Below are 21,657 nucleotides of genomic sequence, written 5' to 3'. Positions count from 1 at the left end.
CCGCCCAAAAGGAGGCTGTGATCAGGTATAAGGCCCGACCCGTGAATCACTCGAAAGAGTGCTGGGGCGACGGCCGCCCGGACCACGTAGGCTCGTGCCGAACGGGAAAGTCCCGTACGGACGGACCGACCAAGGAGCTGAATCGTGATCCCCGGTGGTGGCCAGCCCAACATGCAGCAGCTGCTCCAGCAGGCCCAGAAGATGCAGCAGGACCTGGCCCAGGCGCAGGAGGAACTCGCGCACATGGAGGTCGACGGCCAGGCGGGCGGCGGTCTGGTGACGGCCACCGTCACCGGCGCCGGTGAGCTCCGCGCCTTGAAGATCGACCCGAAGGCGGTGGACCCCGAGGACACCGAGACCCTCGCGGACCTCGTCGTCGCGGCCGTCCAGGCGGCCAACGAGAACGCGCAGAACCTCCAGCAGCAGAAGCTCGGCCCGCTGGCCCAGGGGCTGGGCGGCGGCGGCATCCCCGGTCTGCCTTTCTAAGACGGGCCGCGGGCCTCTACGGTACGTACTGAAGGAACCCCAGGAAGGACGGCAGTCCGTTGTACGAAGGCGTGGTACAGGACCTCATCGACGAACTCGGGCGGCTGCCCGGCGTCGGTCCCAAGAGCGCCCAGCGGATCGCCTTCCACATCCTCCAGGCGGAGCCGACGGACGTACGGCGTCTCGCCCACGCCCTCATGGAAGTGAAGGCGAAGGTCCGCTTCTGCGTCGTCTGCGGCAACGTGGCGCAGGAGGAACGGTGCAACATCTGCCGTGACACCCGCCGCGACATCGCCGTCATCTGTGTCGTGGAGGAGCCCAAGGACGTCGTGGCCGTCGAGCGCACGCGCGAGTTCCGGGGCCGTTACCACGTCCTGGGCGGCGCGATCAGCCCGATCGACGGGGTGGGCCCCGACGACCTGCGCATCCGGGAACTGCTGGCCCGGCTGGCGGACGGCACGGTCACCGAGCTGATCCTGGCCACCGACCCGAACCTGGAGGGCGAGGCCACGGCCACGTACCTCGCCCGCATGATCAAACCCATGGGCCTGAAGGTCACCCGCCTGGCCAGTGGCCTTCCGGTGGGCGGAGACCTGGAGTACGCGGACGAGGTCACCCTCGGCCGCGCCTTCGAGGGGAGACGACTCCTAGATGTCTGATGCCACGCTGCACGCGACCGACCGGGACCCGGACGACTTCTCGGTCCAGATCGCGGATCAGGTCGAGAGCTTCCTGGTCGCCGTCACGGAGGTCGCCAAGGGCGACGAGCCGGACTCGGCGGTCCCCTTCCTCCTGCTCGAGGTCTCCCAGCTCCTGCTGGCCGGCGGCCGGCTGGGCGCGCACGAGGACATCGTCCCCGACGAGCGTTACGAGCCCGATCCGGGCCCCGAGGGCGACGTGGACGAACTCCGTGAGAACCTCGCCCGCCTCCTGGAGCCGGTCGACGTCTACTCCGAGGTCTTCGACCCGTACGAGCCCCGTACGGCGCCCGTCCCGGCCCGGATCTCCGACGACCTCACCGACGTCATCACCGACCTCCGCCACGGCATGGTCCACTATCGCGCGGGCCGCACCACGGAAGCCCTGTGGTGGTGGCAGTTCTCCTACTTCTCCAACTGGGGCTCCACCGCCTCCGCGGCCCTGCGCGCCCTGCAGTCCGTCGTGGCCCACGTCCGGCTCAACCAGCCCCTCGCCGCCCTGGACGGCCTGGACACCGACCAGGGCCTCGGCGACGACACCCTGGAGATCGAGGCGGGCAGGGTCATGGTCGAGGAGATCGGCGGTCCGCTGGGCCTGCGCACGGCCATGTGACGCCCCGGTCGCGTAACGAACCGAGCGGCTTCGGCCCGCTCCGGCGGGTGCCTTGCTGAAAGGTGTGAGCATTCGGCGGGCAAATGACACTTAAGTGCTCAGATGAGCGCTATGGGGGCAATGGTGGCCGGGATGCTCATGTTGTCGGGTGGATGTGCCACGTGAACGACAGCGTCTACGTCGGCAACGCGGGCAAGGACGCGGTGCTGGACCGGGGCTGGATCCTCGGGCACTTCAAGGGCGTCGACGATCCGCGCCACAGCGAGGTCGTGGAGATCAAGTGGGGTGTCCACCCTCGTGGCGACGAGCGGTCGAAGTGGGTCGAGGGCGAGGAACGCACGGCTCTCCTGGTTCTCGTCGGCGGCCGTTTCCGGGTGGAACTCCCCGGCCGCAGCGTCCTGCTGGAAGAGCAGGGCGATTACGTCGTATGGGGGCGGGGAGTCGACCATTCCTGGTTCGCGGAGGAGGACTCGGTGGTGCTGACCGTCCGGTGGCCATCGGTGCCCGGCTACGCGGCGGCAGAGGACGGGAAGACCTGAGGAGCCGATACAGCACCTGGGCAGAGGTCAAGCGCAGGCTCCGGGAGGGCCGGCCCGAGGTGTCCGACGCCGAGGGGGGAGTCCCGTCGGCAGGCCGCACGCACGGCGACCGAGGCCTACGTGGCCGGACCCCCCTCCGCGTGAGATCCGCGAGGAGCGCGGGCTGGCGCGTGAATTTCCCAGGCCGGGGCCCCCGGGCCAGGATCACGGTGACGATCGAATACCGCGACCGAACGGCGGGGCCGGTGGTTCACTGCTCTCCGGCGTCGGGAGCTTTGGCGGCACGCAGGGCGTCGACGATCCGCGCGTAGTCCCCGGCCCGCTCCGGGTGCCTCTCCGCGCTCGCCCGTGCGCCTCCGCGCGCCCGTGGCGCCGACGAGGATAGTGGATTACGTTCGTAATATGGCAGAGAAGGTGAAGTTCAGCGTGAGTCTGGATGCCGCGCTCGGAACGGCGCTGCGGCAGTACGCCGCCGCCGAGGACGAGCAGATCTCGGCGGTGATCAGCCGAGCACTGGAGCAGTACCTCAGCAACCGTCGGCTTCTCCGTGAGGGGCAGCGTGCGATGGAGGAGTACTTCGACGAGTACGGATGGCCGACACCTGGGGAGATGGCCGAGGCGGATGCGCGAATCGACGCCCTCTTCGGAGAAACGTCGGAGGAGCGTCGAAGCGCATGAGCCACATCATCTACGACGCCGGGGCGCTGATCGCCGCCGTGAAGAACGACCGAGCGTTCCTCCACCAGCACTACAGGGCGCTCGGAAGGGGGAAGACCCCCGTTGTCCCGGCGGGCGTTCTGGCGCAGGGCTGGGACTCGCGTCCCAAGGCGGCGGGCCTGCATCGCGTACTGCACGGTTGCGAGGTGCTGCCGTTGACCGCCGCCTTGGCCAAGGCCGCCGCCGTCCTCTGTCAGAAGAACAAGACCTCCGACGTCATCGACGCCAGCGTCGTCCTCGCCTCCATCACCTACGACGAGGCGCCGATCCTCACCGACGACTTGGGCGACATCAGGGCATTGACCGCCTGCGCGGGCCGGGAGGGCATTGTCGTCGAGCGTCCCTGAGCATGTGACGCAGGTCGCTTTTCCGAGTGGTCGGCGTCGGGCTGGGCATGAGCCCTCCTGCGCGGGTGCCCGGAAGTCTCACGATGCGATATCGCGGAGGCGTTTTCCGGGCGCTCGATAGAATGAGCCGACCGGGCTGAGCACACCTGTGCGCACAGCGTGGGACAACGACGGAATGAACGAGGAGCGCACGTGGGCCTTGTCGTGCAGAAGTACGGAGGCTCCTCCGTAGCCGATGCCGAAGGCATCAAGCGCGTCGCCAAGAGGGTCGTGGAAGCCAAGCAGAGCGGCCACCAGGTGGTCGTCGTGGTTTCCGCGATGGGCGACACGACGGACGAGCTGATCGATCTCGCCGAGCAGGTATCCCCGATGCCTGCCGGGCGCGAACTCGACATGCTGCTGACCGCGGGAGAGCGGATCTCCATGGCCCTGCTGGCCATGGCGATCAAAAACCTGGGCCACAACGCCCAGAGCTTCACCGGCAGCCAGGCGGGTGTCATCACCGACTCGGTCCACAACAAAGCCCGCATCATCGACGTCACGCCCGGCCGGATCCAGACCTCGGTGGACGGGGGCAACATCGCCATCGTCGCCGGTTTCCAGGGCGTCAGCCAGCAGGGCAAGAACATCACGACGCTCGGCCGCGGCGGCTCCGACACCACCGCGGTGGCCCTGGCGGCCGCTCTCGGCGCCGAGGTGTGCGAGATCTACACCGACGTCGACGGCGTGTTCACCGCAGACCCGCGGGTGGTGAAGAAGGCCCGGAAGATCGACTGGATCTCGACCGGAGACATGCTCGAACTGGCGGCCTCCGGGTCCAAGGTGCTGCTCCACCGCTGTGTGGAGTACGCCCGCCGGTACGACATCCCGATCCACGTCCGCTCGTCCTTCAGTGGACTGCCGGGCACGTGGGTCAGCAGTGAGCCGATTCAGCGAGGGGACAAGAAGGTGGAGCAGGCGCTCATCTCCGGTGTCGCGCACGACACCTCCGAGGCCAAGGTCACGGTCGTCGGTGTGCCGGACAAGCCGGGCAAGGCGGCCTCGATCTTCCGCGCGATCGCCGACGCCGAGATCAACATCGACATGGTCGTGCAGAACGTGTCCGCCGCCTCCACCGGCCTCACGGACATCTCCTTCACGCTGCCGAAGACCGACGGCCGCAAGGCCATCGACGCCCTGGAGAAGAACAAGGGCGCCATCGGCTTCGACTCCCTGCGTTACGACGACCAGATCGGCAAGATCTCCCTGGTCGGCGCCGGCATGAAGACCAACCCCGGGGTCACGGCCGACTTCTTCACCGCGCTGTCCGACGCGGGCGTGAACATCGAGCTCATCTCGACCTCCGAGATCCGCATCTCGGTCGTCACCCGCAAGGACGAGGTGGACGAGGCCGTCAACGCCGTGCACACCGCCTTCGGGCTGGACTCCGACAGCGACGAGGCTGTCGTCTACGGGGGTACCGGCCGCTGATGACGCGGTCCGGGCGACCGGCGCTCGCGGTCGTGGGAGCGACCGGAGCAGTCGGCACGGTCCTGCTCCAGATCCTGTCCCACCGGGCGGACATCTGGGGCGAGATCAGACTGATCGCCTCCGCGCGCTCGGCCGGCCGCAAGCTGTCCGTGCGCGGCGAGGAGACCGAGGTCGTGGCGCTCACCGAGGGGGCCTTCGACGGGATCGACGTCGCGCTGTTCGACGTCCCCGACGAGGTCGCCGCACGGTGGGCGCCCGTCGCCGTCGCGCGGGGCGCGGTGGTGGTCGACAACTCCGGTGCCTTCCGCATGGACCCTCAGGTGCCCCTCGTCGTCCCCGAGGTCAACCCGCACAGCGCGCGGATCCGCCCGCGCGGGATCGTCGCCAACCCGAACTGCACCACCCTGTCGATGATCGTCGCCGTGGGTGCGCTGCACGCCGAGTTCGGGCTGAGCGAGCTGGTCGTCTCCTCGTACCAGGCGGTCAGCGGCGCCGGGCACGCGGGCGTGCGGACCCTGCGGGAGCAGCTTTCCCTGGTCGCGGGCACGGAGCTGGGGACCGGCCCCGGTGACGTACGGCGGGCCGTGGGGGACAACACCGGGCCGTTCGCGGAGCCGGTCGTGCTGAACGTGGTGCCGTGGGCCGGGTCGCTGCGCGAGGACGGCTGGTCCTCGGAGGAGATGAAGGTCCGCGACGAGTCCCGCAAGATCCTCGGTCTGCCCCGTCTCCCGGTCGCCGTGACCTGCGTACGGGTGCCGGTGATCACCGTGCACTCGCTCACCGTGCACGCCCGCTTCGAGCACGAGGTGACCGTCGACAGGGCCCGCGAGATCCTCGCCACCGCCCCCGGTGTCGTGCTGTACGACAATCCCGCCGCGGGTGAGTTCCCCACGCCCGCCGATGTCGTCGGCACCGACCCGACCTGGGTGGGGCGGGTACGTCGTGCCCTGGACGACCCGACGGCGCTCGAGCTCTTCGTCTGCGGCGACAACCTCCGCAAGGGCGCCGCCCTCAACACCGCGCAGATCGCCGAGCTGGTGGCGGTGCCGGACCGGCCCTGACCTGCCGCACCGTAAATAACCCTGGTCGCAGCATGTGCTTTTGTAAGATCTACGAAAGTGATGTGAACGGGTCATGTGTCTCGGGTCTCTTGATCCTGACCGGCCCGCAGTCGAGGATTTACCTTCCGCCCCCACGCAACCGCGTGCCGGGCGGAGAGCGTCTCTGCGGGCACCCCCTTTGGGGCGTGCTCGGGGACGAGGCGGTCTTTTCCGGACGTGGGGACGTCCGGAACCGGACGTGGGGACGTCCGTTCATATGAGGCATAGGGGAAGAGCGGGACGCATGAGGGCATTCGGTGTGCTGTCGGTGGTGCTGCCCGGCGTGAACGGGGAGCGGTCGGCGCGGGACGGCGTACGGCCGGCACGGGGCGGCGTACGGCCGGCACGGGGCGGTGATCGGCAGGGCCCGGACGATGCCGAGCGGTCCGCACCGGGCGCCGTAAACGTGACGTCCGGCACGTACAACCCTCACGGGGGGAAGCGTGTCCAACTGGCGTGGCTGAGGTACTCGTCTTCGCAACGCCGCGCGGCCCGGCTCTACGCCCGCCCCGCCAGGCTCTCCGACCCCGTAAGGCCGGTGCTTCCGGTGGCATGCCGGTGATCGCGCCGATGCCCACAGCGCGGCCTGCCCGCATACCCAGTCAGCGTGACGGCGGTGCCGACGACGTAGTGGCAGCCGGCACGACCGTCGACCATCTCACCGAGACCTATCGGGCGCACTACCGCTCGCTGCTGGGCCTCGCCGCGCTCCTTCTCGACGACACCGCCTCCTGCGAGGACGTCGTCCAGGAGGCGTTCATCCGCGTCCATTCCGCCCGCAAGCGCGTACGGGAACCGGAGAAGACCCTGGCGTATCTGCGTCAGACGGTCGTCAACCTCTCCCGTTCCGCGCTGCGCCGCCGCATCCTCGGCCTCAAGCTGCTCTCCAAGCCCATGCCCGACATGGCGAGCGCGGAGGAAGGCGCGTACGACCTGCTGGAACGCGACTCCCTCATCAAGGCGATGAAGGGGCTCCAGCGCCGTCAGCGCGAGGTGCTGGTGCTGCGCTACTTCGCCGACATGACCGAGGCACAGGTGGCGGCGACGCTCGGCATTTCGCTGGGCTCGGTGAAGGCGTACGGCTCGCGCGGGATAGCGGCGCTGCGGGTGGCCATGGAGGCGCCGGTATGAGCGGCGGGAAGGACGCCCGCGGCCAGGACGTGCGCGGCGAGGAGCGCGAGCAGGAGGGGCGCGGGGCGGAGGAAGGCACACCCGAGCGCGCCCCCGGGGGTGCGCAGTGCGAGCCCGAGGGCGACGAGCGGGAACCCGAGGAACGCGAGCCCGGGGAGCGCGAGCCTGAAGAGGGCGTGTCCGGGGAGCGCGAGCCTGAAGAGGGCGTGTCCGGGGAGCGGGCGGCCGAGGCGCATGCGTCCGAGGGTGCGTCCGAGTCCGGGGACATGACCGGAGCCGACGGCCCGGGTTCGTCCGGCGGGGACGGTCCGCGCGTGCCGCGTGGGCCGGCGTCGCCGCTCGGGCAGCAGACGAAGCAATCGCACGCTGGGAACGGAACTGTGAACGACGACAGCGACCGCAACGGAGGCCTGGACACTCAGGGGCCCGAGCAGGGAGCTGGGCAGGGATCCGGCCTGCTCGACCCGGACGAGCTGGAGCTGCGCAGCCTGCTGCACAGCTCGGTGAGCGTAGTGGAGCCGAGTGAGGGCTCGCTGGACTACCTGCGGCGCGCCGTGCCGGCCCGCCGGGCACGCAAGCGGCAGATCCTCGTCGGCGCGGCAGCCGCCGTCCTCTTCGCCGGCACGGCCGTACCGGCTCTCGTCCACGTTTCCCAGTCCGTCGGCCTCGACGCCGACCCGTCCGCCGTCGGCCGTGCCTCGCAGGCACAGGGCGGCACCGGCGAGGGCGTGGGCCCCGACGGTGGCGAGAACACTGCGGGCGGCACCTCGGACCAGGTCGAGAAGGACCGGAAGGACGGCGGGAAGGGCAAGGAGAAGAACGCCGAAACCGGGGCGAGCGCCGGCGTGACGGAGGGGGCGAACCCCTCGGCGAGCGCCGCCACGGGGTCACCCGCCTGCACGGCCGCCCAGCTCGGTCCGGCCGTCGCGAGCAGCGGCGCGCCCGACTCCACCGGCGCGGTCTACGGCTCCTTCCGGGTGGCCAACGTGTCCACCACCGGTTGTACGGTCGGCGGCCCGGGAGGCCTGAGCGTGACGCCGCTGGGCGCGGCCGACACCGCCAAGGTGGGCTCGGCCCGGCATGTGGCCGGGGACGCGGCGGCGGGTCTGCCGGACCCGTCCCTGGAGGCCGGGCAGCTGGTGCTCAAGCCGGGTGAGTCCTACGACGTGAAGTTCGCCTGGGTGCCCTCCGAGCCCTGTCCGACCAACGGCGGGGGCGGCGAGACCGGCGGCACCGACGACCCCTCGCCCGACCCCAGCCCTTCCGAGGAACCGACGGTCGGCGACGGCACGTCCACGGGCGGTGACACGGGTGCGGTGACCCAGCTCCTCACGGCGGACGGCACGGCCGACGGCAGCGTGACGGTGACGTACACCCCGGCGTCGGGAGCGGGCACGGCGACCGCCACGGTGTCCAACGCCTGCGCGGGAACCGTCTACTGGACGGGACTGCTGCCGGCCACGGCGAGCTGACCGAGCCTGCCCGTCACACCCCTGACGGGCTCGGCTGCTCCTGCTGCCGGCCCGGTCCGGGCTGCGCATCCTCGTCCGGGACCAGGCCCAGTTCCGTGTCCCGGACGAGTTCCGCCTCGCGGCGCACCAACCGGAACCACATGAAGATCACGAAGCCTACGAAGGCGAACCACTCGGCGGTGTAGCCGAGGTTCTGGAAGGCCTTGAGGTCCAGCCCGGTACCGCCGGGCGCGACCGCGGGCACCGCCCGCATCCCCGAGTCGCCCTGGTTGAGGGTGATCCACGCGTCGTACACGTCGTGGGGCACCAGATTCACCAGGGACGCCGAGCTGATCGCGCCGGTCTGTCCCTCGGGCAGGCCGCTGAGAGCGGGGACGCCGTTGCTGCCGGGGGTCTCGGATGCCTGGAGCGCCCCGGTGACGGTGACCTCGCCGGCCGGCGGCGCGGGCGTGTCGGCCGGCTGCGGGTCGCCGGGCAGCCAGCCCCGTACGACGGGCAGCACCTTGCCGGTGTCGGTGTGCAGCAGCGTCAGGACGTAGTGGCCGGGCTCGCCGTCGAGGTCGCGGTCGGGCACGAGGAGCTGTTCCTCGTAGCGGCCGCTCGCGGCGGCCTGCTTGCCGGAGGTCTCCTTGGTCACCGGCAGCAGCGTGTCCAGCGGCCGGGCTTCCTCCTGCCGGCTGGAGGCGACGTTGTCCTCGGCGCCGCGATGGTCCTCGACGCGGGCCTCGAACCGGCCCAGCTGCCAGGAACCCATGAAGATGCAGAAGGGGATGGCGAGCAGCACGAAGACGTTGATTCCCCACCATCGGGGCGTCAGCAGGAACCGGTACACACTCCCACCGTACGGTGCCGCGCCCGGGAACCGGCCCGCGGGGCCGCCTGGGAAGCCCGCGATTCCGCCGGTGGTCCACAGGCCGAGGAACCCGGTTGTCCACAGGGTGGGGGCCTCGGTTGTCCACAGGTTGGGGGCCTCTGCGGCGCGATACCCGCTGGGACGGGCAGTATGGGGCCATGACTGAGAGCCACGGGTCCGGCGCAGCGGCGGGGCGGACGGACCGGACCGAGCGAGTACATCAGGGCGAGCAGATGCCCGACTGGGAGAAGCGCTTCCGGGCGCCCCGGGTGTCCCTGCCCGACTGGGCGGAGGACGCCCCCGACCGTTCCCTGTTCGTGTCGAACGCGACGGGGACGTACGAGCTGTATGCCTGGGACCGGTCGACCGGTGAGCAGCGCCAGGTGACGGACCGGCCCAACGGCACCACGGACGGCGTGCTCTCGCCGGACGGTGAGTGGATCTGGTGGTTCGACGACAAGGACGGCGACGAGTTCGGCGTCTGGCGCCGCCAGCCGTTCGCGGGCGGCCCCCACGAGCTCGCCGCTCCGGGGCTGGACGCCTCGTACCCGGCCGGTCTCGCCCTCGGCCGGGACGGGAGCACGGCCGTCGTGGGCCGCTCCACGGACGAGGACGGTACGACGATTTATCTGGTGCGGATCGTCTCAGGAGCCGAAGGAGCCGAAGGAGCCGAGGCGCCCGCGGCGCCGGTGGAGATCTACCGGCACCGTGAGTCGGCGGGCGTCGGGGACCTCTCGCACGACGGTTCACTGATCGCCGTCGAGCACACCGAGCACGGCGACGCGATGCACTCCGCGCTGCGCGTGCTGCGCCCCGACGGCACCACGGTCGCCGAGCTGGACGACACCAAGGGCGGCACGAAGGAGCTGGGCCTGGAGGTGCTGGGCTTCGCCCCCGTCGACGGCGACACACGTCTGCTCATCGGTCATCAGCGGCGCGGCCGCTGGGAGCCCCTGGTGTGGGACGTGGCGACGGGCGAGGAGACGGACCTCTCCCTGGAGCTGCCGGGCGACGTGAGCGCCGAGTGGTTCCCGGACGGCACGGGCCTGCTCATCGCGCACAGCTTCGAGGCCCGCAGCGAGCTGTTCCGCTACGACCTGGCGGGCCCGGAACTGGTGGAGATCGACACCCCGCCCGGCACCGTCTCGGGCGCGACGGCCCGGCCGGACGGCAGCGTGGAGTACCTGTGGTCGTCGTCGGCCCGGCCGTCGACGGTCCGCTCCACGACCGGCGAGGTCGTCCTGGACCCGCCGGGGATGCGCTCGCCCGGTTCGGTGCCGGTGGAGGACGTCTGGGTGGAGGGCCCCGGCGGCCGTATCCACGCCCTGGTCCAGAAGCCCGAGGGCGCGACCGGCCCGCTGCCCACCGTCTTCGACATCCACGGCGGCCCCACCTGGCACGACAGCGACTCCTTCGCCGCCGGTCCGGCCGCCTGGGTCGATCACGGGTACGCGGTGGTCCGCGTCAACTACCGGGGCTCCACGGGCTACGGCCGCGCCTGGACCGACGCGCTGAAACACCGGGTCGGGCTGATCGAGCTGGAGGACATCGCCGCGGTCCGCGAGTGGGCGATCGGCTCGGGCCTCGCGGACCCGGACCGCCTGATCCTCACCGGCGGTTCCTGGGGCGGCTACCTCACCCTGCTCGGCCTGGGCACCCAGCCCGACGCGTGGACGCTGGGCATCGCGGTGGTCCCGGTCGCGGACTACGTCACGGCGTACCACGACGAGATGGAAGCGCTGAAGGCGATGGACCGCACGCTGCTCGGCGGCACGCCCGAGGAGGTGCCCGACCGGTTCGAGGCGTCCTCCCCGATCACCTACGTCGACCGGGTGAAGGCGCCGGTCTACATCTCGGCCGGGGTGAACGACCCCCGCTGCCCGATCCGGCAGATCGAGAACTACGTCCACCGTCTCCAGTCCCGCGAAGCCCCGCACGAGGTCTACCGCTACGACGCGGGGCACGGCTCCCTGGTGGTCGACGAGCGGATCAAGCAGGTCCGCCTGGAACTGGACTTCGCGGAACGTCACTTGGGGACGGGGACGGGGACGGGGACGGGGACGGGGACGGGGACGGGGACGGGGACGGGGACGGGGACGGAGACGGAGACGGGGACGGAGACGGAGACGGAGACGGAGGCCGGGAAGCAGGGCTGAGGGATTCCGGCGCGGATGCCTCCCGGGCTCCGGCCCGGGAGGCACCGGCAGGTCGCGTCCTCGGCCGTCCGGGTCGCGTCCTCGGCCGTCGCCCCCGGCCGGTCACCTCCCCGGCCGTCCCCTTCCCCTGCGCCCGAGCAGTTCCGCCAGCCCGCGCCGGGTGGCGCCCAGCACCACCCGGTCCTCGTTCCGCAGGACGTACGTGTCGGGCAGGTCCCAGACCAGCCCCGACGGCTCACCGGCCGCCGTGACGCCGCCGGTCCCGGTGCCGGCGGCGTTCCCGGAGCCGTTCCAGATGCCGCTCCCGTTCGCGCCCGGCGCCGCCCGGGTCGCCGCCGTGTCCAGGGCCAGCACCCGCCACGCCCCGGCCCGGAACGCCTCGCCGAGCGTCTTCCCCTCCAGCTGCGGATGCCCGCCCACGGTCAGCGCCGCGAACAGCAGCACCCGCCGCTCGACCGGGATGGCCCCCAGGATCTGCCGGCCCATCATCGCCCCGGCGAAGGCGGGCGCGGCCAGGTGGGAGACGCTGCGGCTCCGGGTCACCGCGTCGGGGTGCGCGGCCCGCAGGGTGCGGTACACGGCTGTCGCGAACTCGTCGTCGTACAGCCGCAGGACGACCCGCAGGTCGGCGCGCAGGGCCCGCCCGTACAGTACGGCCTCCAGGTTGGTGGTGTCGACGCTGGTGAGGGCGAGGAGCGCGTCGGCCCGGTGGATCTTCGCGGCCTCCAGGACGCCCTCCTGCATGACGTCCCCGAGCACCACCGGGACGCCCAGCCGCCGTGCCGTGGCCATGCCCCGCGCCTCAGGGTCGGCCTCGACGCACACCACGGGGATGTGCAGTTCGCGCAGCCGGGTCAGCACCCGCGTACCGATCTTGCCGAGACCGAGCAGCACCACATGCCGGCTCAGCCCGCGCGGCGGCTTCCGCAGCGCCGACACGGTGCGGAAGGTGCCCAGCGCCTCGAGGACCGCCGCCAGCATCACCGGCAGTAGCAGCAACCCGACCAGTGCGGACAGCAGTTGCAGGATCTGCCGGCCCATGGAGTCGTTGTGCGCGGGGTCGTTGATCGCGAAGAGGTCGAGCAGGGTGACGTAGGTGGCGTGCAGCGGGTGGTCTTCCGTGACCAGGGTCAGCACGACCGCCAGCGCCACCACCGCCGCCGCGAGACCCGCCAGCGACCACCGCAGCCGCTGTGAGAACAGCGAGGCGAACGGCGGAACCCCGGCCCGTACGGCGGACAACGGCGGCCCGGAGTACGACACCTGTTCCAGGACCATCGTGCCGCGTCCGGTCGCCGCCGCGACGGCCGCCGCGTCGGGCAGCATCTGCGGCCCCTGGTCGCCGCTGTCCTCCGAACCGTCCGAGCCGGCCGGGTCGTTGCTCGTCGCGGACAGCAACGCCAGCGTGCACAGCCCGGGATCGGCGACCTCGCCGGGGCGCGGGGGATGCCGTTCCACCGCGCGCAGCATCAGCCCGTCGGTGTCGACGATCTTGCTGGTGCCGACGAGCGCGGTGGCGACCAGGGCGGGGGCGGCCGTGTCGGCGTCGGACAGCACGGTGGTGGAGGTGTCGGCCCTGGGGTATCCACGCCCCTGCGTGTCACCGTCGGACAACTCGGCGGCCTGGTCGAGCAGTTCCTCGATGTGCCGGCCCAGGCGCCGGTTGTAGAGGCGCAGGACGAGGCGGATCCTGGGGTTGATCCGGCGGGCGTTGAGGGCGGCGCGGATGTTGGTCTCGTCGTCGTCGTACACCAGAGCCAGTGCGGCGGCCCGCGCCACACCCACTTCGACGAGTACGGCGTCGGTGGGTTCGGCGGCCTCCACCAGCCGTTCGTCGGACATGCCGTCCGAACCTCCGTTGTCACCAACGCCGGTGCCGCCACCGCCGCGGTTGACGGTGGCGTTCACGAACCGGTCGAGCAGCGCGGCCGACGCGGCACGGGCCCGCCCCACCACCGGTGCCCGTACCCGGAGTCCGGAGGGCGGTACGACGAGTGTGACCTGTTCGCCGTACACGCCCCGGAGTTCGGCGGCGAGGCGGTGCGCGAGTCCGTCGTCACCGCACACCACCATGTGCGCATAGGGATCGTCCGGCGGGGTCTGATTCGGAAGGCTCACCACAAGAGGAAAGACTGCCGTATACATGCAGACGGTTCCAGGAGCATGCGGAAGCCGGCGTGCGAACCGTGCTGAACGGTGCTGAACGCGCCCGCCGTCCGCCCCGTATCCAAGGGAGGGGAGACGCGCGCCCCCACCCCGCCGGCGCCCCCGCTCCCGCGCGCGATTCCGGAGGTACCCGGCCCGTGGCCATGACCAAGCCGACTCCGCGGGGAAGCGGGGCACGGAACAGGCCGACCGGGTCGGGATCCGGGCCGGGGAGCGGGACCGGTGGTGGCACGGGGACCGGCGGTGGTGGTGAGGGGACGGCCGAGGAGTCGGCCCATGAGTCCCGGCATCTCAACTCCCCTCTTCTCCTCGTCCTGTTCCTGCTCTCCGCCGTGATGTTCCAGGACCCGATCCGCCGCGCCCTGGGCGCCCCGGTGATGCAGAACTGGACGACGGTGTTCGTGGCGGTGATGATCCAGGCGCTGCCCTTCCTGGTGCTCGGCGTCCTGCTGTCCGCGGCGATCGCGGTGTTCGTCCCGCCGTCCTTCTTCGCCCGCGCCCTGCCGAAGCGCCCGTCCCTGGCGGTCCCGGTCGCGGGCGCGGCGGGCGCGGTGCTCCCCGGCTGCGAGTGCGCGTCCGTCCCGGTGGCGGGGGCGCTGGTGCGCAGGGGAGTGGCCCCGGCGGCGGCCCTGGCGTTCCTGCTGTCCGCCCCCGCGATCAACCCGATCGTGCTGACGGCGACGGCGGTCGCCTTCCCGAACGATCCCATGATGGTCCTCGCCCGGTTCGTGGCGAGCCTGCTGGTGGCCTGCCTGATGGGCTGGCTGTGGCAGCGCCACGGCCGCGCGGACTGGCTGCGCCCGCCGTCCCGTTCGTCCTACGAGGGGCAGAGCCGGGGCGCGGCCTTCTGGGGGTCGGTCCGGCACGACGTGATGCACGCCGGCGGCTTCCTGGTGGTCGGTGCGATGGCCGCGGCGACGCTGAAGGCGGTCGTCCCGGCCGACTGGCTGCAGCTGGCGGCCGATCACCCCGTGCTGTCGGTACTGGTGCTGGCCGCGCTGGCCGTTCTTCTGTCGATCTGCTCGGAGGCGGACGCGTTCGTCGCCGCGTCCCTGACCCAGTTCTCGCTGACGGCCCGGCTCACCTTCCTCGTCGTGGGCCCCATGATCGACCTCAAGCTCTTCGCCATGCAGGTGGGCACGTTCGGCCGCGGTTTCGCCCTGCGCTTCGCCCCGGCGACCCTTGTCCTGGCGGTGGCGGTCTCGGTCCTGACAGGAGTGGTGCTGCTGTGAACCGGTTGCGTCGAAACCTGAATCCGAACCGGCAGGCGCAGGCGGCCCTGCTGTTCCTCCTGGGCGCGACCGTGCTGCACACCGGGCTGACCGACCTCCACCTGCGCTACGTCAAGGGGGGCCTGCGCCCGCTGCTCCTGCTGTGCGGAGCCGTACTCGTCGTGACGGCGACGGCGACGGTCTGGTACGAGTGGCGCGGAGTGTCCCGAAAGCGTGACCGCGACGGTGGCGGGAGTGGCGACGGCGACGGTGGTGAGAGCGGGAGCGGGAGCGGTGGCGGCGAGCGCGATCACGACCAGGGGCACCACGAGCCCCGTATCTCCTGGCTCCTCGCCCTTCCCGTCCTCGCCCTGATCCTGGTGGCGCCGCCGGCCCTCGGGGCGTACAGCGCCACCCACACGGGCACGGCCCTGCAGAAGCCGTTCGGCTTCCCGGAACTCCCCGCCGGGGGCACGCTCCACCTCGGGGTGGGGGAGTACGCGGCCCGCGCGGTCTACGACGACGGCCGCGACCTCCGCGACCGGCCCATCGAGATCACCGGCTTCGTCGCCCTGGACCCCTCCGGCACTCCCTACCTGGTCCGCGTGTCCCTCAACTGCTGTGCCGCGGACGGCCAGCCGGTCAAGATCGCCCTGACCGGCGAGGTCCCCCCGGTGCTGCAACCGGACGCCTGGCTGGAGGTCAGCGGCACCTACAGCCCGCGCCGGACGAAGGATCCGGTCAACGACGGTCCCGTCCCCTACTTCGAGGTCACGTCGGCGAAGCCGGTCCCCACCCCGGACGACCCGTACGACGAGGTCTGGAACGGCTGAGCAGGCGCGCTACCGCTGCTGCTGGGCGCGGCTGCCGTCGGCGGCCGTGTCCCGGGTGACGGTCTCGCCCTGGATGACGGTCTCGCCCTGGATGACACGAGGGGTGTCCGGCTGCTTCCCCTGCGGCTGGTGCGACTGCTGGGACGGGGACTGCCGCTCGTCCTCCTGCGCCTCCGCCTTCGCCGCGCGGGCCTCGGCCTTGAGGATGCGGGCGGACTTTCCGGCCGAGCGGGCCAGCTCGGGCAGCTTTTTCGCCGCGAGCACGGCTGCGACGACGATGAGGATGATCGCGAGTTCGCTCAGTCCGAACATTGGGGGTCCGTCCGTCCTTCTCATGAGCCGTTGCCGGATGCCGCCCGTAGAATCTACAGCAATGTAGAGAATTTGACGGTGTCCGCTCGTCTATACGATGACCGCCCGGCAACGGGAGGGCGACGGAAGGGAGACAGGCCGTGGTCGAACACAGTCGGCGTCACCGGCGGCGGGCGCAGGGCGAGTTGGAGGCGCTGGTGCTGTCGGCGCTGCGGGAGGCGGACGGCCCGGCGACGGCCGGCCGGGTGCAGGAGCGCCTGGGTGAGGACCTCGCCTATACGACGGTCATCACGATCCTCACCAGGCTGCTCGCGAAGGGCGCCGTCACCCGTGAACGCGCCGGCCGCTCCTTCGTCTGGACCCCTGCCTCCGACCACGCCGGCCTCGCCGCCCACCGGATGCGCAGGGTGCTGGACGCCGAGAGCGACCGGGAGGCGGTCCTGGCCAGCTTCGTCACCGGCCTCGGCCCGGACGACGAACGGCTGCTGCGGGAACTGCTGCGTCAGCCCCGGAGCGACGGGGAAAACTGAAGCCTCATGGGGGTGTTCGTCTTCCTGCCGCTCGTCCTGCCGTTGACGGCGTGGCCGATCGCCCGGCTCGCCGCACAGCATCTCCACCCGCGGACCGCGACGCGGATGCTGACCTGGGTGGCGGCGGTGATGGCGGTGTGCAGCACGGTGTGCCTGTGCCTGGTGATGGTGGTCGGCACCGCCACCCTGCCCGGCAACCCGCTGCCCGACGGCTGGTCGGACCCGGAGGTACGGGAAGCGGTCCCGTACGACGAGGTCGTGGGGAAGACCGCCATCCCGGCGCTGTGCGCGGTGCTGCTGGCCTGCGCCCGGATCCTGTGGCGGCACGTCCGCACCCGCCGCCGCGCCCACCGTGCCCTGGAGGGCCTGCCGGACACGGAGGTGGCGGTCCTGCCCGACGGCACCCCGTACGCGTACGCCCTTCCGGGCACCGGATCGCGCCGCGACCGCGTGGTGGTCACCACCGCGCTCCTGGACCACCTCGCCCCCGCCGAACGCCGCGCGCTGTTCGCCCACGAGCGCGCCCACCTCGTCGCGCGCCATCACCGGTTCCTGCTGGCCGTACGGCTGGCCGCGCACGCCAACCCGTTCCTGCGCCCCCTGCACACGGCGGTGTCGTACGCGGCGGAGCGCTGGGCGGACGAGGAGGCGGCGCGTACGGTCGGCGACCGCCGTACCGTCGCCACCGCCATCGGCAAGGCGGCCCTCGCCTCCCGGGCCGGCCGCCCGCCCCTGCCCGCGTTCGCGGCGCCGGGACCGATCCCCCGCCGGGTGGCGGCGCTGCTCGCCCCGGCTCCGGCGACGGGGCCCTGGCCGGAGGTGTTCACCTCGGCGGGCCTGGCGGCCTGGGGAGCGGCCGCCGGTACGGCCGCGTCGGCGATGTCGTCCGCCAACGCGGCGGTGACCCTGTTCTGGATCCTGTGGACGGCGACGCCGCTGCAATGACGCCGCTGTGATGCGGTGGCGGGGCCGGGCTCTCAGCCGGTACCCGGCCCGGAGTGCGGTCCGTCGTGCCCGTACGTACTGTCGCTGCCGTACGCCTCCCGGTGCTCGACCAGCTCGCGCACCCAGCCGTCGACCTCGGTGGCCCAGTCGCGGGCATCGTCGTGGCCCACGGTGAACCGGCTGAGCGCGTCGTGCCCGGAGTCGTCGCCGTTCGCGTTACCGCCGCCCCGCTTGTCGGCCTCCAGGACGACGTCGATGCCGCCCGGGTGGGTCAGGAAGGTCAGCTCGATCTCCTCCACCCGGTCCGCGTACGGGGGCGCCGGGGTGAGCCCGATCTCCTGGTGGAAGGGCAGCCGCTGCCCGGTGCCGCCGATGCGGCCGTGCTCGAGACCGGCGGACCGCAGCCCGTACCCGAGCCGCCGGAACGCGCCTAGGATCGCCTCCTGGGCGGGCAGCGGGCCGACACCGAGCGGATCGAGGCCGAGGCCGAGGTCGGGGTCCGTGTCCGGGTCGGGGTCCGGGGCCGGGTCGGGGTCGAGTCCTGTGTCCCGGTCGAGGGCGACGTCCGGGGCCCGCGCCCCGGCGACCGCCAGCTCGGTCCGCAGGCCGAGCTGGACGCCCAGTTCACGGCCGTCCAGCTCGGTGACGGGTGTCTCCCACGGCAGCGTCACCCCGAACGGCACGGTGCGCGTCTCACCTTCGTCCAACCGGAATCCACCACCGATGGCGAAGCGCTCGAACGACACGGCGACCCCCCTCCCGCCCGCCCCGTCCCGCACCCGGGCCACGAGCTCGAGGGCCACCTGCTCGACGTCGAACACGGTGTCGCCGCCCACGAGCCGCACCTGCCCGGCGAGCGTCCCGCCGGGCCGGACGGGCCCCGGCTCCAGAACCGTCTCGACCGAGGGCCCGCCCACACCCGGCGAACCGAGCAGCCGCTTGAACACCATCGAGGCATCCGCTCCTTACCTGTCACTTGCGTACACCCGCTGCGTACACCTGCGTGCATCTGCGCACAGGGAACAACCGCGTGGAGCATAGATGGGTTGTCCGGAAGTGTCCGTGAAGCCGCTGTGACCGTCATCCGGTCATCGCCGTGCCCGGCCGTGTCCTCGACGCGGGCCGCTTCCGCACCAGGGTGACGTGGCTGACCCCCGGCACCCCGGTGCTCCTGTGGGTGCCGGCGCGGTACGTGGCGATCCCGGAGATCCGGAGCCTCCTCGACCGCGCCGAGGTGCTGGGAGCGGCGGCGACCTCGGGCACGCCCGCGGCAGCGGCGGGGACGGGGCGTACACGAAGCTCTGCACGGCGGCGTACGGGGTGCCGGTCGCCCCGGCGGTCACGGAAGTGGCCCTCTACCTGCTGTGGCGCGTACGGCACACGGTGGAGGAACGGTTCCACACGGCCCTTCCTCCTCGTCCTCACGGCTCTGGTGACCTGTCAGGTGGCGTCCGTGGCGTCCGTGGCGGCCGGGTGGGGCGATCCGTACACGGGCAGCGCGCTCGAGGAGGAGCTGGAGGGCGCCGGCATCAGCCTGTCGGCGTGGGGTGCCCTCGAACGCGGCTGGTACGCCGGCTACGCGGCGCTCGTCCTGGGCGCGGCGGCCCTGGCCCTCGCGTTCACCCGCCCGCCCCGCCACCAGCCCCGCTGGACCCTGGCTCTGGTCCCCGTCGCCGTGGCCGTGCCGTGGGCCGTCCTCGCGGGCCCGTACGTCTGAGGGCCCGCGGCTTGCGGCAGTACTGCCGGCACTACTGCTGGTACGGCTGCTGGTGCTGCTGGTACGGCTGTCCGTACGCCTGACCGCCACCGGGGCCGCCCGCGGCCTGCGCCTGCAACTGCTCGGCCTGCTCCGCGGTCACCTTTGACTCGGCGCCGCAGAAGGTGCACTGCGTCGCGTACTTCGTCGAGACCGGGAACAGCGGCACGAAGAACAGCGTGAACTTCGTGACCCGCTTCCTGAGCGTGTGCGCGGAGGGATTCCCGCACCGGGAGCACACCAAGGTGAGGATCGCGAGTTGGTAGAGATATCCCTTGGTGCCGAAAATGATCATGTCATCGCTCCTGTTCCGGGCCACCGCCCAACCGTCCACTGCCGCTACCACTGCCACTGCCACTGCCGCTACCACTGCCACTGCCACTACTACGAAAGTACTGGCCATAAACCGTCGGTGGGCAATCGGCGAGTGATCAGTGGGCGGTCGGCAGTGCGGCGGGCCGGAGACTGCCGTACGGCTCCGGGCCCTCCCGGATCCTTCGGCACCTCACGCCGGGGCGGGCGACGGCATCCTCGTCGGGACCGTCGGCAGAGGCCGCCGCGACCGCGCGGTTCACACCGTGAACTTCACGGCTTCCAGCCAGACGTCGTTGTCGAGGGTGCCGCCGAAGGTGTAGTCGGGGCGAGGCTTGCTGCACGTCCGCTGAGCCCAGTCGCCCTGGCGGAGGCGGACGGTGTGGCAGACCTCGCCGCTGCCGACGTTGATGGCGAAGCCCAGCATGTTCGGGGCGTTTCGCTTCGAGCTGCCGATGTAGAAGTTCTTGCCGTCGCCGGTGATGGCCGTCCAGCTCGGCTGCCACTCACCCCGGCCGTCGACCGGCTTCGACGAGTGACGGAACGCGTTGGCGGCCGACCCGTCGACGCCGTGCACCGCGATGTTCAGAGCCTTGATCGGCCGGTTCTGGCCCGACGTACCGGCGATCGTGCCGTCGCACACCGGCTTCTGCCAGCCCTGCCCGGCGACGTAGGCGCGGTAGCAGATGTGCCGTCCGGACGGGTCGTTCCCGGCGAGCCGTTTCACGGCGCTGGCGGCGGTGTCCTGCGGGGGCTTGGCCGTGACGGTGGTGGTGTCCTGCGGGGGCTTGGCCGTGACGGTGGTGGTGTCCTTCGGGGGCGTCGCGGTCACGGTGACGGTGACGCCCCCACCGTTCTTCGCCCCCGGAATGTCCGTCGGCTTCGGCTTCGGCTGCGGCTTGTTTTTGTCCTTGGCCTTGCTCTTGTCCTTGTCCTTCGGCTCGGCCGACGGCGAGGCGGACGTCGGGCTGGGCGGGGGCGGGATCGGCCGCGGGGGCGTCTCGAGGGTCGGCGACCCCTCGGCCGAAGGCGAACTGCTCGCACGGGCGGCGGCCTGTTCCTGGTTCCCGCCGCCGTCCGATCCGCCGCTGCCCAGGATCACCAGCGGTACGACGACCAGCGCGGCCACACCGAGGGCCACCGGCCCGACGACCAGGGGCCTGCTGAGCAGCCCGGGGCCCTCGAACTCGTCGTCCGACTGCCGCGAGGCGGTCCTGCGGGCAGGCCTCGGCGGCGGTACGGGGCGGGCGGCCGGCTCCGACCGGGATGCCGACCCGGAGCCCGAATTCCAGCCCAGTCCTCTACCCCTGGCCACACCCACACCCACACCCACGCCCGAACCCGGCCCGGCCCCGGACTCCGGTCCCGACCCTGATTCTGATCCCGGGCCATCGGACGGAGGCGGGGGCGGCGGTCCCTCGGGTTCGGGAAGCGCGTACGCCGCCTCGTCGAAGTCGTCGTGGGCATCCTCGTGGGCGTCGACGCCCGGAGCGACCGCGGGACTGGTGTCACCGGCGGGCCCGTCGTCGTCGGCATCGTCAAGGGCGTCCCCCTTCACGAGGGACGGTGCTGGTGCCGGCACCGGGGCCGGGGCCGATGCCTCCGGCTCCTGCTGCTGTTCCAGCAGTGAGCTCGAGCCGTCCGGGGAGACCTCGACGAACGCCACGTACCCCGCGGCGGGGTCGGAGATCGCCGCCGTGACGGTGATGCCCCGGTCGCGTGCGTGTCTGTGCAGGGTGTCGAGGATCGCGGCGTCGACCGCCTCCCCCTCCGCCACCTGTACGGGTTCTCCGTCGATGGCGGCGGAGCCGTCACCGGAGATGACCACCGTGAAGTGCGGGGACGGATCGGGCGTCCTCCCCGACTCGGTGTGTTCCCCTCCGTCAACCGGCTCGTCCGCTTCGTCACGGCTCATCAGCATTCCTCTCTGACGTTCCCGGCCGCACGGCGCGGCCGGGAACGTGTCGGCATGGCCCGCGTACCGCAACGGGTGCCGGGGAAAAATGGTTC

22 protein-coding genes and 1 pseudogene are annotated in these 21,657 nt (G+C 71.8%); 16 read left to right on the top strand and 7 right to left on the bottom strand.

The annotated features are described in order from the left end of the window. Positions 1–144: 144 nt before the first annotated feature. From ACFP2V_RS08615 to ACFP2V_RS08570, 10 genes are all read left to right on the top strand, one after another. Positions 145–486, top strand: a complete 342-nt coding sequence (locus tag ACFP2V_RS08615; RefSeq protein WP_381207932.1) for a YbaB/EbfC family nucleoid-associated protein — start codon at positions 145–147, stop codon at positions 484–486. A 59-nt stretch (positions 487–545) separates the two neighbouring features. After that, positions 546–1,145 (top strand): recombination mediator RecR, encoded by a 600-nt coding sequence (recR, locus tag ACFP2V_RS08610; RefSeq protein ID WP_381207929.1) that lies wholly within the window; start codon positions 546–548, stop codon positions 1,143–1,145. Then, positions 1,138–1,797 carry a DUF5063 domain-containing protein gene (locus ACFP2V_RS08605; RefSeq protein WP_381207926.1) on the top strand — a complete coding sequence of 220 codons (660 nt, stop codon included), beginning with the start codon at positions 1,138–1,140 and terminating at the stop codon, positions 1,795–1,797. Before recR ends, ACFP2V_RS08605 begins: the two co-directional genes overlap by 8 nt. A 161-nt stretch (positions 1,798–1,958) precedes the next feature. After that, the gene (locus ACFP2V_RS08600) at positions 1,959–2,336 is read left to right on the top strand and encodes a cupin domain-containing protein (RefSeq protein WP_381207923.1); all 378 of its coding nucleotides are present in this window, start codon (positions 1,959–1,961) and stop codon (positions 2,334–2,336) included. 402 nt (positions 2,337–2,738) lie between these two features. Then, entirely contained in the window at positions 2,739–3,014 is a 276-nt protein-coding gene (locus ACFP2V_RS08595) for a hypothetical protein (RefSeq protein ID WP_381207920.1), read from the top strand. Next, complete coding sequence (locus ACFP2V_RS08590; protein ID WP_381207917.1) at positions 3,011–3,400, top strand: twitching motility protein PilT; 390 nt, start codon at positions 3,011–3,013, stop codon at positions 3,398–3,400. The genes ACFP2V_RS08595 and ACFP2V_RS08590 overlap by 4 nt, the downstream gene beginning before the upstream one ends. Positions 3,401–3,592: 192 nt before the next feature. After that, a complete protein-coding gene (locus ACFP2V_RS08585; protein WP_381207914.1) occupies positions 3,593–4,870 on the top strand; it encodes an aspartate kinase in 1,278 nt (425 codons plus the stop codon). Further along, on the top strand, positions 4,870–5,931 hold the full coding sequence (locus ACFP2V_RS08580; protein ID WP_381207911.1) for an aspartate-semialdehyde dehydrogenase: 1,062 nt from the start codon (positions 4,870–4,872) through the stop codon (positions 5,929–5,931). Before ACFP2V_RS08585 ends, ACFP2V_RS08580 begins: the two co-directional genes overlap by 1 nt. Before the next feature lie 495 nt (positions 5,932–6,426). Then, positions 6,427–7,101, top strand: a complete 675-nt coding sequence (locus tag ACFP2V_RS08575; protein WP_381207908.1) for a SigE family RNA polymerase sigma factor — start codon at positions 6,427–6,429, stop codon at positions 7,099–7,101. Continuing rightward, complete coding sequence (locus tag ACFP2V_RS08570; RefSeq protein WP_381207905.1) at positions 7,098–8,573, top strand: hypothetical protein; 1,476 nt, start codon at positions 7,098–7,100, stop codon at positions 8,571–8,573. The genes ACFP2V_RS08575 and ACFP2V_RS08570 overlap by 4 nt, the downstream gene beginning before the upstream one ends. 13 nt (positions 8,574–8,586) lie before the next feature. Here ACFP2V_RS08570 and ACFP2V_RS08565 read toward each other — a convergent pair whose 3' ends face one another. Continuing rightward, the gene (locus tag ACFP2V_RS08565; protein ID WP_381207902.1) at positions 8,587–9,405 is read right to left on the bottom strand and encodes an SURF1 family protein; all 819 of its coding nucleotides are present in this window, start codon (positions 9,403–9,405) and stop codon (positions 8,587–8,589) included. A gap of 179 nt (positions 9,406–9,584) precedes the next feature. On the opposite strand from ACFP2V_RS08565, the gene ACFP2V_RS08560 reads away from it, so the two are divergent. Further along, positions 9,585–11,582 (top strand): S9 family peptidase, encoded by a 1,998-nt coding sequence (locus ACFP2V_RS08560; protein ID WP_381207899.1) that lies wholly within the window; start codon positions 9,585–9,587, stop codon positions 11,580–11,582. Between the two features lie 102 nt (positions 11,583–11,684). Here the strand turns inward: ACFP2V_RS08560 and ACFP2V_RS08555 are convergent, their stop codons facing one another. Then, positions 11,685–13,655, bottom strand: a complete 1,971-nt coding sequence (locus tag ACFP2V_RS08555; RefSeq protein ID WP_381208041.1) for a potassium channel family protein — start codon at positions 13,653–13,655, stop codon at positions 11,685–11,687. Between the two features lie 236 nt (positions 13,656–13,891). On the opposite strand from ACFP2V_RS08555, the gene ACFP2V_RS08550 reads away from it, so the two are divergent. Next, positions 13,892–14,980 carry a permease gene (locus ACFP2V_RS08550; protein ID WP_381207896.1) on the top strand — a complete coding sequence of 363 codons (1,089 nt, stop codon included), beginning with the start codon at positions 13,892–13,894 and terminating at the stop codon, positions 14,978–14,980. Beyond that, on the top strand, positions 14,977–15,792 hold the full coding sequence (locus ACFP2V_RS08545) for a TIGR03943 family putative permease subunit (protein WP_381207894.1): 816 nt from the start codon (positions 14,977–14,979) through the stop codon (positions 15,790–15,792). The genes ACFP2V_RS08550 and ACFP2V_RS08545 overlap by 4 nt, the downstream gene beginning before the upstream one ends. Before the next feature lie 9 nt (positions 15,793–15,801). On the opposite strand, the gene ACFP2V_RS08540 is transcribed toward ACFP2V_RS08545, so the two are convergent. Then, positions 15,802–16,104, bottom strand: coding sequence for a Sec-independent protein translocase subunit TatA/TatB (locus ACFP2V_RS08540; RefSeq protein WP_381207891.1), 303 nt, complete (start codon positions 16,102–16,104; stop codon positions 15,802–15,804). Between the two features lie 140 nt (positions 16,105–16,244). On the opposite strand from ACFP2V_RS08540, the gene ACFP2V_RS08535 reads away from it, so the two are divergent. After that, positions 16,245–16,634, top strand: coding sequence for a BlaI/MecI/CopY family transcriptional regulator (locus tag ACFP2V_RS08535; protein ID WP_381207883.1), 390 nt, complete (start codon positions 16,245–16,247; stop codon positions 16,632–16,634). 6 nt (positions 16,635–16,640) lie between these two features. Continuing rightward, entirely contained in the window at positions 16,641–17,579 is a 939-nt protein-coding gene (locus ACFP2V_RS08530) for a M56 family metallopeptidase (RefSeq protein ID WP_381207880.1), read from the top strand. A 35-nt stretch (positions 17,580–17,614) separates the two neighbouring features. Here ACFP2V_RS08530 and ACFP2V_RS08525 read toward each other — a convergent pair. Next, positions 17,615–18,529 (bottom strand): annotated as a pseudogene (locus tag ACFP2V_RS08525) (sporulation protein); the annotation flags it as partial. Between the two features lie 130 nt (positions 18,530–18,659). Then, positions 18,660–18,980 carry a hypothetical protein gene (locus ACFP2V_RS08520; RefSeq protein WP_381207878.1) on the bottom strand — a complete coding sequence of 107 codons (321 nt, stop codon included), beginning with the start codon at positions 18,978–18,980 and terminating at the stop codon, positions 18,660–18,662. A 52-nt stretch (positions 18,981–19,032) separates the two neighbouring features. Between ACFP2V_RS08520 and ACFP2V_RS08515 the strand changes: the two genes are divergently transcribed. Continuing rightward, the gene (locus ACFP2V_RS08515) at positions 19,033–19,296 is read left to right on the top strand and encodes a hypothetical protein (RefSeq protein ID WP_381207875.1); all 264 of its coding nucleotides are present in this window, start codon (positions 19,033–19,035) and stop codon (positions 19,294–19,296) included. A 31-nt stretch (positions 19,297–19,327) separates the two neighbouring features. On the opposite strand, the gene ACFP2V_RS08510 is transcribed toward ACFP2V_RS08515, so the two are convergent. Both ACFP2V_RS08510 and ACFP2V_RS08505 read right to left on the bottom strand, forming a co-directional pair. Continuing rightward, a complete protein-coding gene (locus ACFP2V_RS08510) occupies positions 19,328–19,630 on the bottom strand; it encodes a zinc-ribbon domain-containing protein (protein ID WP_381207872.1) in 303 nt (100 codons plus the stop codon). Between the two features lie 276 nt (positions 19,631–19,906). Next, positions 19,907–21,562, bottom strand: a complete 1,656-nt coding sequence (locus ACFP2V_RS08505; protein WP_381207869.1) for a hypothetical protein — start codon at positions 21,560–21,562, stop codon at positions 19,907–19,909. Positions 21,563–21,657: the final 95 nt, after the last annotated feature.

Source organism: Streptomyces incanus (assembly GCF_042656345.1).
Classification (GTDB): Bacteria; Actinomycetota; Actinomycetes; order Streptomycetales; family Streptomycetaceae; genus Streptomyces; species Streptomyces incanus.
This window is presented reverse-complemented; position numbering and strand designations above follow the sequence as displayed.

Excerpts from the sequence above, each read along its gene's own strand:
- ACFP2V_RS08605 (WP_381207926.1), top strand. The coding sequence starts at position 1,138 with ATGTCTGATGCCACGCTGCACGCGACCGACCGGGACCCGGACGACTTC.
- ACFP2V_RS08595 (WP_381207920.1), top strand. The coding sequence starts at position 2,739 with ATGGCAGAGAAGGTGAAGTTCAGCGTGAGTCTGGATGCCGCGCTCGGA.
- ACFP2V_RS08590 (WP_381207917.1), top strand. The coding sequence starts at position 3,011 with ATGAGCCACATCATCTACGACGCCGGGGCGCTGATCGCCGCCGTGAAG.
- ACFP2V_RS08580 (WP_381207911.1), top strand. The coding sequence starts at position 4,870 with ATGACGCGGTCCGGGCGACCGGCGCTCGCGGTCGTGGGAGCGACCGGA.
- ACFP2V_RS08570 (WP_381207905.1), top strand. The coding sequence starts at position 7,098 with ATGAGCGGCGGGAAGGACGCCCGCGGCCAGGACGTGCGCGGCGAGGAG.
- ACFP2V_RS08560 (WP_381207899.1), top strand. The coding sequence starts at position 9,585 with ATGACTGAGAGCCACGGGTCCGGCGCAGCGGCGGGGCGGACGGACCGG.
- ACFP2V_RS08555 (WP_381208041.1), bottom strand. The coding sequence starts at position 13,655 with ATGGTGGTGTGCGGTGACGACGGACTCGCGCACCGCCTCGCCGCCGAA.
- ACFP2V_RS08550 (WP_381207896.1), top strand. The coding sequence starts at position 13,892 with ATGACCAAGCCGACTCCGCGGGGAAGCGGGGCACGGAACAGGCCGACC.
- ACFP2V_RS08540 (WP_381207891.1), bottom strand. The coding sequence starts at position 16,104 with ATGTTCGGACTGAGCGAACTCGCGATCATCCTCATCGTCGTCGCAGCC.
- ACFP2V_RS08530 (WP_381207880.1), top strand. The coding sequence starts at position 16,641 with ATGGGGGTGTTCGTCTTCCTGCCGCTCGTCCTGCCGTTGACGGCGTGG.
- ACFP2V_RS08510 (WP_381207872.1), bottom strand. The coding sequence starts at position 19,630 with ATGATCATTTTCGGCACCAAGGGATATCTCTACCAACTCGCGATCCTC.
- ACFP2V_RS08505 (WP_381207869.1), bottom strand. The coding sequence starts at position 21,562 with ATGAGCCGTGACGAAGCGGACGAGCCGGTTGACGGAGGGGAACACACC.